Source organism: Streptosporangium sandarakinum, assembly GCF_050942225.1.
In the GTDB taxonomy this organism is placed as follows: domain Bacteria; phylum Actinomycetota; class Actinomycetes; order Streptosporangiales; family Streptosporangiaceae; genus Streptosporangium; species Streptosporangium nondiastaticum.
In genome coordinates this window covers 6,604,751-6,621,402 of sequence record NZ_CP192034.1, presented here as the reverse complement: position 1 = coordinate 6,621,402, position 16,652 = coordinate 6,604,751, and the positions used below count along the sequence as shown (strand labels likewise).

General features: G+C 73.4%; 14 protein-coding genes. 8 read left to right on the top strand and 6 right to left on the bottom strand.

The features are described 5' to 3' along the window. Positions 1 to 21 precede the first annotated feature (21 nt). Together ACQP10_RS30435 and ACQP10_RS30430 are read left to right on the top strand one after the other, a co-directional pair. The gene (locus ACQP10_RS30435) at positions 22 to 642 is read left to right on the top strand and encodes a serpin family protein (protein WP_433540157.1); all 621 of its coding nucleotides are present in this window, start codon (positions 22 to 24) and stop codon (positions 640 to 642) included. Then, positions 576 to 1,217, top strand: coding sequence for a serpin family protein (locus ACQP10_RS30430; protein WP_433540156.1), 642 nt, complete (start codon positions 576 to 578; stop codon positions 1,215 to 1,217). Before ACQP10_RS30435 ends, ACQP10_RS30430 begins: the two co-directional genes overlap by 67 nt. Positions 1,218 to 1,229: 12 nt before the next feature. Here ACQP10_RS30430 and secA2 read toward each other — a convergent pair whose 3' ends face one another. Then, the gene (gene secA2 / locus ACQP10_RS30425; RefSeq protein ID WP_433540155.1) at positions 1,230 to 3,440 is read right to left on the bottom strand and encodes an accessory Sec system translocase SecA2; all 2,211 of its coding nucleotides are present in this window, start codon (positions 3,438 to 3,440) and stop codon (positions 1,230 to 1,232) included. A gap of 362 nt (positions 3,441 to 3,802) precedes the next feature. On the opposite strand from secA2, the gene ACQP10_RS30420 reads away from it, so the two are divergent. Further along, on the top strand, positions 3,803 to 4,300 hold the full coding sequence (locus ACQP10_RS30420; RefSeq protein ID WP_433540154.1) for a ricin-type beta-trefoil lectin domain protein: 498 nt from the start codon (positions 3,803 to 3,805) through the stop codon (positions 4,298 to 4,300). A gap of 105 nt (positions 4,301 to 4,405) precedes the next feature. On the opposite strand, the gene ACQP10_RS30415 is transcribed toward ACQP10_RS30420, so the two are convergent. Continuing rightward, entirely contained in the window at positions 4,406 to 4,759 is a 354-nt protein-coding gene (locus tag ACQP10_RS30415; protein WP_346019390.1) for a hypothetical protein, read from the bottom strand. A 246-nt stretch (positions 4,760 to 5,005) separates the two neighbouring features. Here ACQP10_RS30415 and ACQP10_RS30410 point away from each other — a divergent pair, with 246 nt between their 5' ends. After that, positions 5,006 to 6,166 (top strand): lactate 2-monooxygenase, encoded by a 1,161-nt coding sequence (locus ACQP10_RS30410; protein WP_346019391.1) that lies wholly within the window; start codon positions 5,006 to 5,008, stop codon positions 6,164 to 6,166. Between the two features lie 145 nt (positions 6,167 to 6,311). Next, positions 6,312 to 7,103 carry a class II aldolase/adducin family protein gene (locus tag ACQP10_RS30405; protein WP_346019392.1) on the top strand — a complete coding sequence of 264 codons (792 nt, stop codon included), beginning with the start codon at positions 6,312 to 6,314 and terminating at the stop codon, positions 7,101 to 7,103. 217 nt (positions 7,104 to 7,320) lie between these two features. On the opposite strand, the gene ACQP10_RS30400 is transcribed toward ACQP10_RS30405, so the two are convergent. The 3 genes from ACQP10_RS30400 to ACQP10_RS30390 all read right to left on the bottom strand — a co-directional run bounded on the left by ACQP10_RS30400 (position 7,321) and on the right by ACQP10_RS30390 (position 9,787). Then, entirely contained in the window at positions 7,321 to 8,241 is a 921-nt protein-coding gene (locus ACQP10_RS30400) for a DMT family transporter (protein WP_433540153.1), read from the bottom strand. Between the two features lie 153 nt (positions 8,242 to 8,394). Then, complete coding sequence (locus ACQP10_RS30395) at positions 8,395 to 9,012, bottom strand: hypothetical protein (protein WP_346019394.1); 618 nt, start codon at positions 9,010 to 9,012, stop codon at positions 8,395 to 8,397. A gap of 49 nt (positions 9,013 to 9,061) precedes the next feature. Beyond that, positions 9,062 to 9,787, bottom strand: coding sequence for a 2OG-Fe(II) oxygenase (locus ACQP10_RS30390; protein ID WP_346019395.1), 726 nt, complete (start codon positions 9,785 to 9,787; stop codon positions 9,062 to 9,064). A 313-nt stretch (positions 9,788 to 10,100) separates the two neighbouring features. Between ACQP10_RS30390 and ACQP10_RS30385 the strand changes: the two genes are divergently transcribed. Together ACQP10_RS30385 and ACQP10_RS30380 are read left to right on the top strand one after the other, a co-directional pair. After that, on the top strand, positions 10,101 to 10,463 hold the full coding sequence (locus ACQP10_RS30385; protein WP_346019396.1) for a VOC family protein: 363 nt from the start codon (positions 10,101 to 10,103) through the stop codon (positions 10,461 to 10,463). Between the two features lie 154 nt (positions 10,464 to 10,617). Then, positions 10,618 to 11,535 carry a DMT family transporter gene (locus ACQP10_RS30380; protein ID WP_386148561.1) on the top strand — a complete coding sequence of 306 codons (918 nt, stop codon included), beginning with the start codon at positions 10,618 to 10,620 and terminating at the stop codon, positions 11,533 to 11,535. Here ACQP10_RS30380 and ACQP10_RS30375 read toward each other — a convergent pair. Further along, positions 11,465 to 12,823, bottom strand: a complete 1,359-nt coding sequence (locus tag ACQP10_RS30375) for an FAD-dependent monooxygenase (RefSeq protein WP_433540152.1) — start codon at positions 12,821 to 12,823, stop codon at positions 11,465 to 11,467. The genes ACQP10_RS30380 and ACQP10_RS30375 overlap by 71 nt on opposite strands. 394 nt (positions 12,824 to 13,217) lie before the next feature. Between ACQP10_RS30375 and ACQP10_RS30370 the strand changes: the two genes are divergently transcribed. Beyond that, positions 13,218 to 16,604, top strand: coding sequence for a LamG-like jellyroll fold domain-containing protein (locus tag ACQP10_RS30370; RefSeq protein WP_433540151.1), 3,387 nt, complete (start codon positions 13,218 to 13,220; stop codon positions 16,602 to 16,604). Positions 16,605 to 16,652 lie beyond the last annotated feature (48 nt).

Here is a 16,652-nt window from a genome sequence, read left to right as displayed (position 1 = left end):
ACTCTCACCCCGGAGGTGGGCATGGTGCTCGGCGGATCGCAGGGGGAACTCGTCGCGGCGGTGAACGCGCTGACCGCGCGCTGGGCCGCGGCCTGTTCCGGGGAGTCGTCCACCGTGCTGGCGGGGGCGGGCGTCTGGCCGCTGCTGGCGTACCTCGCCTCGGCCGCCGACGGGCCGGGGCGTGAGGAGCTGGAGCGGGCCGTCGGGGTGGACGTCGCCGGCGCGGCCCGGGCGGCCGGGGAGGTCCTGGCGATCCTGGACGGCTCGCCGGCCGTCCGCGCGGCGCTCGGGCTGTGGACAGGACGGGGACTGCCGCTGCGGCCGTCGTGGACCGCCGCGCTGCCGGAGCACCTGCGCGGCGAGCTGACCGGCGTCCCGGAGGACGACCGGGCCGCGCTGGACGCCTGGGCCGCCGACCGGACCGGCGGGCTGATCCGGGCCCTGCCCGTGTCCGTGACCGGGGACACGCGCCTGGTGCTGGCCGGCGCGCTCACCGTCCGCACCGCCTGGCGCCACCCGTTCCTCGACGAGGGGCCGAGCCCGCCGCCGGTCCGTGGGCCGGCCGGCGGGTCGCGGTGCTGCGCCGTACCACCCGGACGCCCGGACGGGTCCGGGTCGCCGGAACCCCGGCCGGGCCGCTGACCGCGCTCCGGGTCGAGGGGGACGGGGAGGTCGACGTGCACCTCCTCCTCGGCGAGGAGTCCCGTACGGCCGGCGAGATCCTCACCGCGGGCATCGGCGTCCTGACCGGGCGGCACCCCGCGGTGGACGGCGACGCCCTGGCGGAGGGGGACGCGGGGCCGGGCGTCACCGTCTCCAGCGAACGCTCCCACGAGCCGGGCGACCTGCTGGCCGTCACGGTTCCGCGGTTCACCGTCGCCTCCTCGCACGACCTGACGGCGCTGCCGGAGGTGTTCGGCCTGGCCGCGGTGACCGACACCGGCCGCGGCCACTTCCCCGGCATCGGTGACGAACCGCTCGCCGTCGGGCAGGCCAGGCAGGACGCGGTCGCGACGTTCTCCGCCACCGGGTTCGAGGCCGCGGCCGTCACCGCCTTCGGCATGGTCACGGCCGCGGCGGTGACGCGGCCCGCCCACCGGGTGAGGAGGGTCGAGGTCGATCTCACCCGGCCCTTCGGGTTCCTCGCCGCGGACCGGGTGAGCGGCCTCGTGCTGGCGGCCGGCTGGGTGGCCGAGCCGGAGGCGTGGAACCCGTAGGCGCCGCGGGGGTCAGCGGCGGCGGACCTTGGTGGTCAGGCGGTTGAGGATGCGCTCCCACTCGGTGCCGAAGGGGTTCTCCTGGACGAGGTAGGTCCAGGTCGCGGTGGGCCGCTTCAGGCCCGCGCCGTCGAGGTCGAGGCCGTCCGCGGTGATCTCGGCGGCCTCGAACGCCGCGATCGAGCGGGACTCGACCTCGGCCAGCATCCGCTCGTAGGCAGGCTTGGCCTCCTTGTTGAACTCCTCGATCGGGCTCAGCCGGCCCAGCGCGCGCAGGTGGATGCCCTCGCGCAGCTCGCCGAGGTAGGCCAGGTGGTCGGCCCAGCAGCGGTCGAGGTGGAACAGGACGATCTGCCGGGCGGCCTCGTCGAGCACGTCCTCGCCGACGCGCTCCGACAGCTCCGCCCACCGCTCCGGGGCGGCCCCGGAGAGGGCGTCGCTCGCCGAACGGCCGCGCAGCACCTTCTCGCGCAGCCCGAGGACCATGGCGCGGTGCTGTTCGAGCAGCCGGGTGTAGCGCCAGGTGTTGCGGTGGATCTCCATGTCCACGCCCTCGGCGACGCGCTGGGCGTGGCCCACCAGTTCGCGGTCGGGCACCCCCCTGGCGTACTCGTCGGCCACGTAGTGGGTGATCAGGTCGTCCTCGCCGCTGACGAGGAAGATCGACCCGCCCGGGTCGCCCTGGCGGCCGGCGCGCCCGCGGAGCTGGTCGTCCAGGCGGCTGCTGGCGTGCCGGCCGGAGCCGATGACGTACAGCCCGCCGAGCTTCTCCACGCCCTCGCCGAGACGGATGTCGGTGCCGCGCCCGGCCATCTGGGTGGAGACGGTGATCGCGCCGCGCTCCCCGGCCCGGGCGATGATCGCCGCCTCCTCGGCGTCGTTCTTGGCGTTGAGGACCACGCAGTCCAGGCCGCGGCCGGCGAGGTTTCCGGCCAGCCGCTCGGACTCGGCGACGTCGAGGGTGCCGATCAGGATCGGCCGCCCGGTGGCGTGCACCTCGGCGATCTCGTCGACCAGGGCGTGGTCCCGCTCCATCGCGTACTCGAACAGCCGGTCCGGCTCGTCGATCCGCACGCACGGGCGGTTGGGCGGGACCACGGCCACCCTGAGGTCGTAGAACTCCCGGAGCTGGTCGCCGACCGCGACGGCGGTGCCGGTCATGCCACACCGCTGCGGGTAGCGGGTGATCAGCCCCTGGACGGTGATGGAGTCGAGGACCTCGCCGCTCTCGGACGGGGCGAGCGCCTCCTTGGCCTCGACCGCGGCCTGAAGGCCGTCCGGCCAGCGCTGGAGCATCGCCACCCGGCCCCGGGAGGGGTTGATCAGGTGGACCCTGCCTTCGCGGACGATGTAGTCGACGTCCCTGGTCAGCAGCGCGTGGGCGTGCAGGGCGAGGTTGACCTCGGTGAGGGTGGCGGGGGTGTCGTACAGGTCGAGGCCGAGGGCCTCCTCGACGGTGTCGATGCCCCTGGACGTCAGGTGGACGTTGCGCTCCTGGTCGTCGATCTCGTAGTGGTAGCCCTTGACGAGCCGGCGGACCAGCGCCGCCGTCTCCGGCGCCGCGTCGCCCGGGTCGGCGGCCCCGGCCAGCACCAGCGGCACGCGGGCCTCGTCCACCAGTACGGAGTCGGCCTCGTCGACCAGCGCCACGTCCGGTTCGGGCACGACCAGGTCGGCCACGTCGGTGACGATCCGGTCGCGCAGCACGTCGAAGCCGATCTCGCTCACCGAGCCGTAGGTGACGTCCGCGGCGTAGGCGGCCCGGCGCTCGTCCGGGGTGGCGGACTCCGAGATCCAGCCGACCGACACGCCCACCGCCTCGTACAGCGGGCCCATCCACTCGGCGTCGCGCCGGGCGAGGTAGTCGTTGACGGAGATCACGTGGACGCGCTTGCCCTGCAGGGCGTATCCGGCGGCGGCCATCGCCCCGGACAGGGTCTTGCCCTCGCCGGTGGCCATCTCGGCGACGTTGCCCGACAGCATGGCGAGGGTGCCGACGAGCTGCACGTCGTACGGCCGCAGCCCCAGCGTGCGGCGGGCGGCCTCGCGCATGATCGCGCAGAACCCGGCCAGGTCGTCGGTGGAGGGCCGGGGCAGCTCGTCCGCCGCCCGCAGGCCGTCCTCGCGTTCCCCGGCCGCGGCGACGATCCGCTGGAAGGGTGCGAGGTCGATCGAGCCGGGGCGCTCCAGGAATCGTCTGATGCGTGCGGTTATCGAGGCCACGTTCCCTCCAACGCCCGCTTCCGGGGCCATGGTTCCGGTGTCGCCTCACCGTACCCAGGGAACGGATCACGTGTCGTGGGGGGGAATGTGATGAATAGAGCTTTAGACCGTCTCATCACCGAAAGGAGCGGTCTGCCGAGCTCTGTCGCGATCAGCGCCGCCGACGTCCACGGGCCCTGGGCGGCGCGGAGATCTACAAGGCGCTCGGCGCCGGGAGCGACATCACCTACTGGTCCGACATCCAGAACGGCGGCCACTGCGCCAACCGGCCGGAATGGACGACTCCCCTCCAGCAGAACATCAGGAAGCACCTGCTGAGGACCGGCGACGACGCGGGCACCATCAGGATCTCCTCCAAGGCCATGGGCAACCTCGCCGACTGGCGCGACTGGACCACCCCGACCCTGACCGACACCGACCCGTCGCCGACGCCCACACCTACCACGAGCACGTCGCCCAGTCCTTCGCCGTCGCCCTCTCCTTCGACGTCGTTCCGGCTGCGTAACGAGGGCGCGGGCCGATGCGTCGACTCACCGAACAGCGCCTCCGCCAACGGCACCCTGCTCCAGATCTACGACTGCCACACCAACCCCAACCAGCGATTCACCTACACCTCCGGCAGACAGTTGCAGATCCTCGGCAAGTGCCTGGACTCCCCGACCAACGCCGGATCGGGAACCCGCGTCCAACTGTGGGACTGCCACGGCAACGCCAACCGGCAGTGGGTCCTCAACTCCAACGGCACCGTCACCAGCGCGGCCGACAACCTCTGCCTGGCCGTGACCGGAACGAGCAACACCAGCACGGTCACCGTCGCGAGCTGCAACGGCGGCGCCGGCCAACGCTGGACCAGGGCCTGAACCGGGTCCAGCCCTGAAGAGCCGGTCCGGGCACCCCCTCGGGGCGGCGCGATCCGCGGGGGAGGGGCGGCCGCGGTGACCGGCCCCTCCCCGGGAAGGGGCCGGCTACCGGGGAGGACGCCTGCAGAAGCGGGCGTAGCCGTCGTCGTAGCCGTCCAACCATCCCCTGTCGTAGTCGCTCATCCGGGTCATGCCGGGGGCGGCCATCGACCTCAGCGAGTTCGCGTAGGCCGACACACAGTCCTGGCCGGCGGCGCGGTAGCCGTCCCGGTAGCCCCGCCAGTAGTCGTCCTGGGGCGGCCTGCGCGGCGCGACCGTGGGCTGCGCCGCGCTCTGCGCGGTGTCCGCCGTGCCCGCCGGGGTCGGCGCGGCCGAGGCCGCCGAGACCGAGACCGCCCCGACGGCGAGGGCGGCGAGAAGCGCCGCGCCGAGCGCCGTCAGTTCTCTCTTGCCGTACATGGGTTCCTCCCCTGATCGAACCGCGGGCGGAGATCGCCCGACGGTCGTATTCGGCGACCACGGTAGGAAAGCGAAGGTCCGGAGCGAGGGACCGAATCGCCCGCTTTCCGGTTCTTGAAGCAGCTTTAGCGAAGCCGGTTTCCCGGTTCCCCGCCCGCGGAGGGTCATGGGCCTGCGGTGAACACGGAGGGTCGCGAACCCGCGGTGAATATGGACATCTCCCTCTATGCGGGACAGGCTTGACCCGTGAACTTCTCTGACTACCAGTACGAGATCTACCTGAACGGGCTGGCCGGACAGCTCCCGCCGTACTCGACCGACGTCGGCAGACTCGAACAGGCCGTCAGGGAGAAGCTCGACCCCGGCCCCTACTGGTACGTCGCCGGTTCGGCCGGCACCGGGGCGACCGACCGGGCCAACCGCGAGGCGTTCGACCGGTGGCGCATCGTGCCCCGGATGCTGTGCGACGCCTCGGTCAGGGACCTGCGCACCGAGCTGTTCGGCAGGACCTACCCTGCCCCCGTCGCGCTCGCCCCGGTGGGCGTGCAGTCGATCGTCCATCCGGACGGCGAGCTCGCGACCGCCAGGGCGGCGGCGGCCCTCGGCGTCCCCGCGATCCTGAGCACCGCCTCCTCCCACACGCTGGAGGAGGTGGCCGAGGCCGCCGGTCCCGAAGGCCCACGGTGGTTCCAGCTCTACTGGCCGCACGACGACGAGGTCACGCTCAGCCTGCTCGACCGGGCGGCCGGGAACGGCTACGACACCCTGGTCGTCACCCTGGACACCTGGACCCTGGCCTGGCGGCCCAACGACCTCGACCAGGCGTACCTGCCGTTCCTGCGCGGCACCGGCCTGGCCATCCCGCTGTCGGACCCGGTCTTCCGCTCCCGGCTGGCGCGCCCGGTGGAGGAGGACCTGAACGCGGCGATCATGCAGTGGGCGCCGATGTTCAACGGCCGCTCCCACACCTGGGACCGCCTGCCGCTGCTGCGCGACAACTGGGACGGGCCGATCGTCCTGAAGGGCATCCAGCACGTCGACGACGCCCTGCGCGCCGCCGACGCCGGGATGGACGGGATCGTCGTCTCCAACCACGGCGGCCGGCAGATCGACGGCGCCGTGGCGGCGCTGGACACCCTCCCCGGCATCGCCGCCGCCGTGGGCGACCGGCTCACCGTGCTGTTCGACTCCGGGATCCGCACCGGCGCCGACATCTTCAAGGCCCTGTCCCTCGGGGCGCGCGCCGTGCTGCTGGGCAGGCCGTACGTCTGGGGGCTGGCCGCCGGCGGCGAGGACGGCGTGCGCCACGTGGTGCGGAGCCTGCTCGCCGAGCTCGACCTCACGCTCGGGCTCGCGGGACACCGCTCGCCCGCCGGCCTGGACCCGTCCGTCCTGTCGGCCCGGTGACCCGTCGCGGCCGAGGCCCCGCACTCCGGGCCCCGCGCCCTGGGCCCCGGGCTCCGGCCGGTCCGCTCCGGTGGTCCTGTGACCCCCCTCCTGTGTTCCCTCCGCCCGTTCCCATCCATCCCGACCCATCCGCACTGGAGGCACGATGAGCCTGTCCGATCTCAAGCCGGTCCCCGCCGACCAGCTCACCTTCCGGCTGCCGCAGAAGTTCGAGAACGTGGCCGACGAGCGCCGCCACCGCCAGGAGCGCCTGGTGGCGGCGCTGCGGCTGTTCGGCCGGTTCGGCTTCGAGGAGGGCGTGGCCGGGCACATCACCGCCCGCGACCCCGAGCACACCGACCACTTCTGGGTGAACCCGTTCGGCATGTCGTTCAAGCGGATCAAGGTCAGCGACCTGATCCTCGTCAACCACGAGGGGCAGGTCGTCGAGGGCCGCTACCACGTCAACCAGGCCGCGTTCGCGATCCACGCGATGATCCACCAGGCCCGGCCGGACGCGGTCGCCGCCGCCCACAGCCACTCGGTGTACGGCAAGGCCCTGTCGTCGCTGGGCACGCTGCTGGAGCCGCTGACCCAGGACGCCTGCGCCTTCTACGAGGACCACGCCCTGTTCGACGACTACACCGGAGTGGTCCTGGAGACCGAGGAGGGCCGACGCATCGCGGCGGCGCTGGGGTCCGGCAAGGCGGTCATCCTGCGCAACCACGGCCTGCTGACCGTGGGCGACTCGGTGGACGCCGCGGCCTGGTGGTTCATCACGATGGAGCGTTCGTGCCAGGCGCAGCTGCTGGCCAAGGCCGCCGGGCCGACCGTCCCGATCGAGCACGAGAACGCCAAGCTCACCCACGGGCAGATCGGCAACGACCTGGTCGGCTGGGTCAACTTCCAGCCCCTCTACGACCAGATCAGCGCGGCCGAGCCGGAGATGTTCGACTGACACCGGGCTGGGCGGCTCCGAGGCGCGGTCCCCGGGTCCCCGCCGTCCGGTCCCGCGTCCGGTCGTGTGCGGTCCGGGACATCGGTCCCGATGTGCGGTCCCGGTGTGCGGTCCCGGTGTGCGGTCCCGGTGTGCGGTCCCGGTGTGCGGTCCCGGTGTGCGGTCCCGGTGTGCGGTCCCGCGCCGCCGGACGGCGGGCGCGGGACCGTGCCGGGGATCAGCCGGTCACTGGTGCCGGTTCCCTCCTCTCCCGCAGGGCGAGGAGGGCCACCGCGGCGAGCAGCAGGGCCGCGCCCGCGACGCCCTGCGCCGTGAACCGCTCACCGAACGCGAGGACCCCGATGGCCGCCGCCCCGACCGGCTCCACGAGCGAGATCACCGAGGCCGTCGTGGCCCGTACGGACCCCAGCCCGGTGAAGAACAGGACGTAGGCCAAGGCCGTCGGGACGACGCCCAGGTAGGCGACGGCCGCCCAGAAGAAGAGCGGGTCGCCGTCCGGGAGCAGCCCTCCGGACAGCGCCAGGGGCAGCAGGCACAGGCCGCCGACGGCGAAGCCGCCGAAGGTCGCGGCGTACGGCTCGGCGGAGAAGGCCCGGTTGAGCAGGGTCACCCCCGCGTAGGCGGCCGCGGACAGCAGCGCCCAGCCCGTGCCCGCCGCCGAGAAGGACGCCGGGCCGCCGTCGAGGACCAGCATGGTCAGGCCCGCCAGGGCGACCGCCGCGGAGCCGAGCCCGGCCGCGCCCAGCCGCTCGCCCAGCAGCAGTCGCGCGGCGGCGGCCACGAACACCGGGGTCGCGCCTATCGTCACCACCGTGGCGACGGCCAGGCCGGAGGAGGCGACGGCCGCGAAGTAGGCCGTCTGGCAGACGGCCATCGCCACGCCGGTGGCGGCGATCCGGCCGTACCGCCGGGACTCGCGGGCATGGCCCCGGTCCCAGTCCCGGTCCCGGTTCCGGCCGAGGAAATGGAGGATCGGAAGGAGCGTCGCCGCTCCGGCGGCGAACCGCCAGAACGAGATCGAGACGGGGTCCAGCCCGCCCGAGAGGCGGAGCAGCGCCCCGGCGGCGCCGCCGGTGCCCCAGGCGGTCGCCGCGATGGAAACGTACAGCAGGCCCCGCCGTACGGAGACGTGCGTCATGGAGTTCTCTCCAACAGGAAGGTGGTCGTCGGGCCGCACGTGTGCGGGCGGCAGCCACCCACCGGATCGCTCGGATCCGGTCGTCAGGAGAGGGGACCGCCCGCGTCAGCGGGCGGGCGGCGGAGAGACGATCAGCATGCGCACGGATGGATCTTATCGCCGTTCCCGGCCGGGAGCCCACGCCTCGGTGGCTCCGGCTCCGCGGAACCGGTCACCGTACGGTCCGTACGCGGTGACCGCGCGGTCATCGGGTGACGGTCCCCGCCCGGTCCGCGGCGGGAAGAAGGTGATCAGGCCGGGGCCGATCTCCCAGGTGCCGCCGTCGAACGCGGCGCCGCGCAGGCCCCGCAGCGTGCCGGGGCCGGCGAGCGCCGCGCTTCGCGTGACGGAGGCGAAGCCGAAGGTCCTCGTCGGCCGCCAGCCGGTGCTGTGCCGCAGGCGGCGGCTCATCTGGGCCCAGCCGAGAGGGATCCCGGCCACCACCCAGGCGTCCGGGTGGCCCGCGGTGAAGCGCCGGGCCGGGCGCAGCCAGGAGGCGGCCTCCTCCGGCCAGTCGACCACCGCGAGGATCTCTCCTTCCCAGGCGTCGGCGAACGCCGCCGCGGCGGCCGTCGAGACGGCGTCGCGGCTGTGGCCGATCGTGACGGTCCCGATCCTGGGGCGCTGGGCGCGCAGCAGTCCGAGCAGCGCGGCCAGTTCGGCGGCCGTGTGCGGGGGCGTGATCGTCTCGGTGGCCCGCATCCCGTGGAGCAGCGGCGAGGTCGTTCGCATGGCGTCATGCCCTCCGGCTCCCATGTGGACCGGGCGTCCGGGGCGGACGTCAGACCGCGTCATGGAAGACCAGGCCGAGGGTGTGCCGCAGGCCGCGCCGTACCGTGCTGACGCCGTGCCGTACCGGAGCGGCGGACCAGCCCCGTGCGGAGGCGACCGGCCGGTCGCGGGTGGTGAAGACCAGTCCGTGACCCTGGGGCAGCAGCGTCACCGTACCCCGCGACTGGGCTCGGGGGCGCTGTTCCACCAGCAGGAACTCCCCGCCGTCGTAATCCGTGCCCGGCCGGTCCAGGCCGATCACGATCTGCAGCGGAAACACCAGGTCTCCGTACAGGTCGCGATGCAGGGCGTTCCAGTCACCGCCGCGATAACGCAGCAAGATGGGCGTCGGCCTGGTCTGCCCGGCGGCATGGCACATCGCGAGCCATTCGTCCAGGCTGTCCGGCCAGGGCGCGGGCCTGCCGAGCCTGGTCGCCCAGTCGCGGGCGATGGGCAGCAGCCGTGGGTAGAACGCCTGCCGCAGCTGCTCCACCAGGTGGGGGAAGGGCCGGTCGAAGTAGCGGTACCGGCCGCGGCCGAAGCGGAACCGTGCCATGTCGATCGTCGAACGGAACCGGGAGACCTCGTCGTAGAGTCCGGCGATCTCGCGGCACTCGTCCCCGGTGAGGATCGGACCGGTCAGCGCGCAGCCGTGGGCGTCCATCTCCTCGGCCAGGCCGGCCCAGTCGGTGCCCGCCACGCGTTCGTGCGGGGTGACCGCCATCGGTGTCGGCATGCTCGCTCCTCGGTGTCACGTCGGTGGGGACAGGAACACCCGGCTCGGGTCCGGGCCACATGGGCGACGGCTGGAACGCGCCCTTTTCCCCCTCGCCCTGTATAACGCCGGCCCGGCCCCGGGTTCCGGCGGGTTCCGGACGTCGTGTCGGGGCCACTGTCGCGGCCGTGGCCCGGGCACGTGGCGTGACCGGCCCGAAGGGGCCCGCCCGCCGTACCGGGGCCGGGCGTGGGAGCCTCCCCGATCCGGGAGATCCGCATTTTCTTCCTGTACCTGACAGCACGTGGCAGGTATGGGCGGCACGATGGGATCCATGACCATGACCGCGAAATTCCTCGCCGTGAACATCGACTGCGCCGACCCCCGGGGGCTGGCCGAGTTCTACTCGAAGGTCTTCGGCTACGAGGTGCAGTACGCCGAGGACACCTACGCCGGGATCAGCGACGGCACGATGAACATCTACTTCCAGCAGAACCTCGACCGCAGGCCGGCCGCCTGGCCGGGGCCCGACAAGCATTTCCACCTCGACGTCCTCGTCCCGGACGTGGCGCAGGCGGTCGAGGACTACCTGAAGCTCGGCGCCTCCAAGCCGGACTTCCAGCCCGGTGAGGGCAAGTGGGTCGTCCTCGCCGACCCCGAGGGGCACCTCTTCTGCGTCTGCCCGCAGCGCGACTGAGGCCCCCGCCCGCGGGGAGGGCACGGGTTCGCACCGTCAAGAGGTATCTGCCGGTGCATGACCCGGCGCTTACTTCCCCGCCGGGCCCCTAAGCTGGAACAATGATCCGACTGCCATCGCCTCCCCCCGTCCTGCTCGTCTTCGGGGAGTGGCGATGACCTGGGCCGGAGTGACGATCGCCCTGGTCGGCGCGCTGGGTTACGCGCTCGGCGCCGCCCTCCAGCAGTTCGAGGCGGTCACCGAGGGAGCCTCGCTCAAGCTGATGCGGCGCCCCCGCTGGTGGATCGGCGGCATCATCGGGTTCACCGGCGCCAGCCTCCACGCCGTCGCGCTGAGCCTCGCCCCCCTGGTCGTCGTGCAGCCGATCAGCGTGGCGACGCTGGTGTTCGCGGTGCCGCTGGCGGCGATGCTGCACGGCAGGCGGCCGCACCGGGCGGAGATCCTGGGGTCGATCGCGGTGGCCGTCGGCCTGCTCGGGCTGATGCTGCTGGTCCCGGCCCACCCCAGCGTCCCGCACCTGACGAACACCGAGGCGCTGGGCTTCCTGGGCTGCGTCGGGCTGGTCGTGCTGATCTCCCACCTCGCCGCCCGCAGGGCGCGCGGCCCGGCCAAGGCACTGCTGATGTCCGTCGGCGCGGGAGCGGTGACGGCCAGCGTGTCCACCTTCGTCCGGGTGGTGGGCGGCGACCTCCAGGGCGACCTGAGCAGGCTGCTGACCTGGTTCACGCTCGCCATCCCGGTGCTGCTGGTCTGCGCGGTGGTGCTGTTGCAGAGGTCCTACGCGATCGGCTACTTCGGGATCGCCTACGCCGCGGTCCAGGTGGTCGACCCCATCACCTCGGTCCTCGCCGGAGCGCTGTTGCTCGACGAGGCCCTGCCGAGCGGGGCCGCCGACGCGGTCCCCGCCCTGCTGGCCTCGGCGCTGCTGATCTGGGGGACCGTCACCCTCGGACGGCTCTCCCCGGACCACGGCCGCACCCCCGTCCCGGAGGTCCCGCCGATCACCTCGCCCCCCGCCGGGCCACAGCCGCCGGAGACGCCGGAGACGTCGGAGGCGTCACGGGTGGCCTGACCCGGGACCCGGGCGGCGTGGGCGGCCGCCAGCCGAGCACCTCGTCCATCGCGGCGGTCATCCGCCCGCCGGCGAGACGCCAGGTGAGCGCCATCATCGTGTCGCGCAGCCGTACGGCCGGCGGGTTGCGCAGCCGGGTGGTGCGGCAGATCGACGCCGACCGGGCCATGATCCGCGCGGTCCGCTCCAGCCGGGCGGCGGTGTACGGGGCCAGGTCCACGCCCGCCGTACCCGTTCCGCCGGTCGCGCCAGCCGGGCCGTCGCCGTCCCCGGCGACGTGGGCGAGCACCACCGCGTCCTCGATCGCCTGGCAGGCGCCCTGCCCCATGTTGGGCGTCATGGCGTGGGCCGCGTCGCCCAGCAGCGCCACCCTGCCGAGGTGCATCGCGGGCAGCGGGGTGGCCAGGTGGTGGACGTCGTTGCGGAGGACGAGCTCCGGCGGGGCCGCCTCCAGCAGCGCCGGGATGGGGTCGTGCCACCCGCCGAACAGGCGGAGCAGCTCGGCACGGCGGCTCTCGCCGTCCCCGGGGTCCCCGCCCGCCGGGACGGTGTCGGTGGCGTAGCAGTAGGCGGTGCCGCCGGCCAGCGGCATGACGCCGAAGACCCTGCCCTCGCCCCAGCTCTCGAACGTCCGGCCGGGCCGTCCCCCGCCGGGGACGAGCAGCCGCCAGCTCGTGACGCCCGCGTAGGAGGGGCCCGGGTGGCCGGGGAACAGCGCGGTCCGGATCGGGGAGCGGATGCCGTCGGCCGCCACGACGAGGTCGGCCGCAACCTCGGCCGTCCCGGCGGCGCCGTCATGGGCCGCGCCGCCACCCGAACCCGCGCCCGCCCGACCCGTGTCCGCGCCGGTGCCCGCGTCCGACGGGTCACCGGTCCGGACGGTCACCCGGCCGGTGTACGGGTCCACCGCCGTGACCGTGGAACCCAGCCGGATCACGCCGGGCTCCAGCCGGGCCGCGATCGCGTCGACCAGGTCCGTACGGCGCAGCAGCACGACGGAGTCGCCGTGCCGGGCGGAGGTGGCCTCCTCGGTGGTCCGCATCAGCCACCGGCCGTCCGCGCGGCGGATGCCGGCCTCGCCCTGGACCGCGGACAGCCGCCGGATGTCGTCCCCGACGCCGATCGTGTCGAGGGCCCGGAGCGCGTTGGCGGCGATGGCCAGCCCCGAACCGACCGGTTCCAGGGACGGCGCCCGTTCGAACACCGTGACCTCCCAGCCGCGTCGCCGCAGCGCCACCGCCGCCGTCAGCCCGCCGATCCCCGCCCCGACCACCACCGCGTGCGCCACGGCCCCTCCTTCGTCACTACGAATGTAGTGACCGTACTACGTCTGTAGTTTTACTACAAGTGTAGTTCCGGGAGTGCGGAGTCATGGCGTGCCGAGGTTCGCGGAGAAGGGCGCCGCGGAGGGTGCGCCGCGGGGGTGGGGCCTGCCGGGATGGTCGCCGGGTGGTGCTGTGATCGCCAGTGAGAGAGGCGGGGCCGCACGACCGGTCTTCGCGGGCCGGTCGGGCCGTGTGCTGGCAGTTTTCTTCAGGAAGGGGAAGTTTCTGAAGAAATGTGTCACAAGATCTGGACGGTCCCCTCCACGCGGGTGACAATCCGCTTGTCAATTCAAGATCATGGAGACGCCGGACGACCATGGGCCGCGCGGCGTCCCAGCTCGACGACGGCGAGGGCCGATGCGCTTAGGTCGTGGACTGGTCGTGGTGATGCTGGCGGGCGTGGCCGCCGTGACGCCTCTCAATCGTTCGGACGCCGTCGCCGGCACGTGGGAACAGACCACGGACGCCGTCACGGGACGGCGGGACGCGGACCCCGCGGGGAAACCGGCCGGACCCCTCGCCGGCCGTACGGAACGACCGGCGGAGGAACCGGCCCAGGCGCTCGCCCGCCGGACGGGGAAACCGGTCGAGGTCGCCGCGATGCGCACGGAGACCCGCCAGGTCTTCGCCGAACCGGACGGCACCTTCACCCTGGAGCAGTACGCGCGTCCGGTGCGGGTCCGCCAGGACGGCCGATGGGTGGACGTGGACCCGACGCTCCGGGCCCGTCCCGACGGCACGATCGCCCCCGTCGCGACGGCGGTCGGCCTGACGTTCTCGGGCGGAGGGAACGCGCCGCTCGCCCGGATGGCCCGCGGTGACAGGACGCTGGAGCTGGGCTGGCCGGGCACGCTGCCGAAGCCCGTGCTGAAGGACGACACCGCGACCTACCCCGAGGTGCTTCCCGGGGTCGACCTCCAGGTCAAGGCGGACGTCGACGGCTTCTCCCACCTCCTCGTGGTCAAGTCGCGCGCCGCGGCCCGGAACAGGGCCCTCACCGAGCTGAACCTCCCGATCTCGGCCGACGGGCTGTCGTTGAAATCCACCGAGGGCGGCAACATCGAGGCGGTCGACGGGAACGGCGGATCGATCTTCACCGCCTCGCCGCCGATGATGTGGGACTCCTCGGGAACCCCGGCCGCGCGCACGCCGGCGAAGGGAGCGGAGACGGCGGCAGGGGCGGAGACGCCGGCGGGGGAAGGCGCGTCCGCGGACGCGCGCCGTGAGGTGATGGGCCTCGAACTCACCGGCGGGAAGCTGGTGCTCAAACCGCACCGCGGCATGATCGAGGACCCGGGGACCAAGTTCCCCATCTACCTCGACCCGTTCTTCTCCGCGGCCCGCGGCGCCTGGACGTCCGTCTGGAGCAACAACCCCTCGTCCAACTTCCTGAACGCCAACGACGTCGCCAGGGTGGGACACGTCTCCGGGCAGACCAACAGGTCGTTCTTCCAGATGAACACCGGCACGACCATCCACGGCAAGCAGATCCTCAAGGCGACGCTGCGCACGTACGAGACCTGGTCCTACTCGTGCGGCGCGCGGAAGGTCGAGGCCTGGGCGACCGGCACGATCAGCAAGAGCACCACCTGGAACAAGCAGCCCACCTGGTCCAGACTCCTCGACACCGTGAACGTCGCGAAGGGCTGGGGGCCGTCCTGCCTGCCCGGCGGCGTCGAGTTCGACGTCACCAGCCAGGCCGCCGACGCCGCGGCGAAGAACTGGCCCAACATCACCGTCGGGCTCAGGGCCACGAGCGAGACGGACGTCTACGCCTGGAAGAAGTTCAAGAACAACCCCAGCCTGGTCATCGAGTTCAACTCGCCGCCCGCCGCGCCCGTGGCCGCCGACACCTGGTCGGACCCGGGAGGCGGCTGCGTCACCGGCGCCGAGCGGCCGATCATCGGCACCACCACGCCGAAGCTGTGGGCCAAACTGCGGGACGCCGACAACGCGGTCAGGGGACGGTTCGAGTGGTGGACCGCCGCCGGCACGAAGGTGGGGGAGCGGCTCACCGAGTCGCAGGGAACGGGCAGCGCCTTCTTCGCGACCGTCCCGCAGGGCGCCTTCGGTGACGGCGACGTGATCCGCTGGCGGGTCCGCGCGGAGGACGGCAGGATCAACAGCGCGTGGAGTCCCTGGTGCGAGATGACCGCCGACGCCTCCGCGCCCGGAGGGGAACCGGTGGTGACCTCGACGGACTACCCGGAGGACGGCTGGAGCGACGGCGTCGGACGGTCCGGCTCCTTCACGTTCACCGCGGCCGGCGTCGCCGACGTCGTCGGCTACGTCTACGGGCTGGACACCGCCCCCAAGGCCGAGGTCGCGGCCGACCAGGCGGGCGGGCCCGCGACGATCCGGCTCACCCCCCGCCACGACGGCCCCAACGTGCTGGCGGTGCGCAGCAAGGACCGCGCGGGACACCAGAGCCCGATCCGCACCTACGTGTTCAACGTCAACCCGGGCACCGGTCCCGACGGGCACTGGAACCTGGACGACGGGCAGGGCGGGGTGGCCGCCGACCGCACGGGCGCCCACCCGGCCACCCTGTACGGCGCGGCCGCCTGGACCACCGGCAGGACGGGCGCGGGGCTGCGGCTCGACGGCGTCGGCGGCCACGCGCGGACCACCGGCCCCGTCGTGTCCACCCTGGGCGACCTCACGGTCGCCGCCTGGGTGCGGCTGACCGGCACCGGCGCCGCCGCGACCGCGGTCGGCCAGGACGGCGGGCGCAACGGCGGCTTCTCCCTGGGGTACTCCAAGGCCGAAGGCCGCTGGGCGCTGAGCCGTACCGTCGCGGACACCGACGGGGCGGCGGTGGTACGCGCGCTGTCGACGTCCGCGCCGAAGCCCGGCGAGTGGACCCACCTCGCCGGCGTCTACGACACGGCCGCGGGGGAGCTGTCCCTCTACGTCAACGGCCGCCTGGAGTCGGCGGTCCCGTTCACCCGGCCGTGGGACGCGACCGGACCGCTGACGATCGGCAGGACGAAGGCCGGCGGAGCGGAGACGGAGTTCTGGCCGGGCGACGTCGACGACGTCCGCGTCCACGGGCGCGCCATGTTCGGCGACGAGGTCGCCGACCTGGTGAACAGCGCCGCGACGCTGGTCGGGCACTGGAAGCTGGACGAGGATTCCGGCGCCGTCGCCGCCGACTCCTCCGGCCGGGCGTCGGCGGCGACGCTGGGCGGCGGGGCGTCGTGGACCGAGGGCTGGCTGGACGGCGCGCTCGCCCTCGACGGGACGGGCGGTCACGCGCAGGCCGCCGGTCCCGCCGTCAACACCGCGACGGGATTCACCGTCGCCGCCTGGACCCAGCTCGACTACCTGCCCACCCGCGACGCGGCGATCGTCTCCCAGGCCGGGAGCAGGGCCAGCGGATTCCAGCTCGGCTACGACAAGGAGAAGGGGCGCTGGGTCCTCGGCATGGCCGCCGCAGACACCGACACCGCCGCGGTGGCGCGGACACGCTCCGACGCGGTCCCCGCACCGTTCGAGTGGACCCACGTGGCCGGGGTCTACGACCCCCTCCAGGGCGAGCTGCGCATCTACGTGAACGGCCGGCTGTCGGCCGGTACCGTCACCGCCCACGTCAGCGCGTGGAACGCCACCGGCCCGCTGCAACTGGGCCGCGCCAAGACCGCGGGCGTCTTCACCGGTCACTGGCCGGGGATCGTGGACGACGTCCGTACCTATGACGGCGTGCTGAGCGCCGAACAGATCGCCCAACTGGCCGCCCAGTAGTCCCCGGGCGGATCTCCCGATCGGCCGCCCGGCACTCCGCCGGGCGGC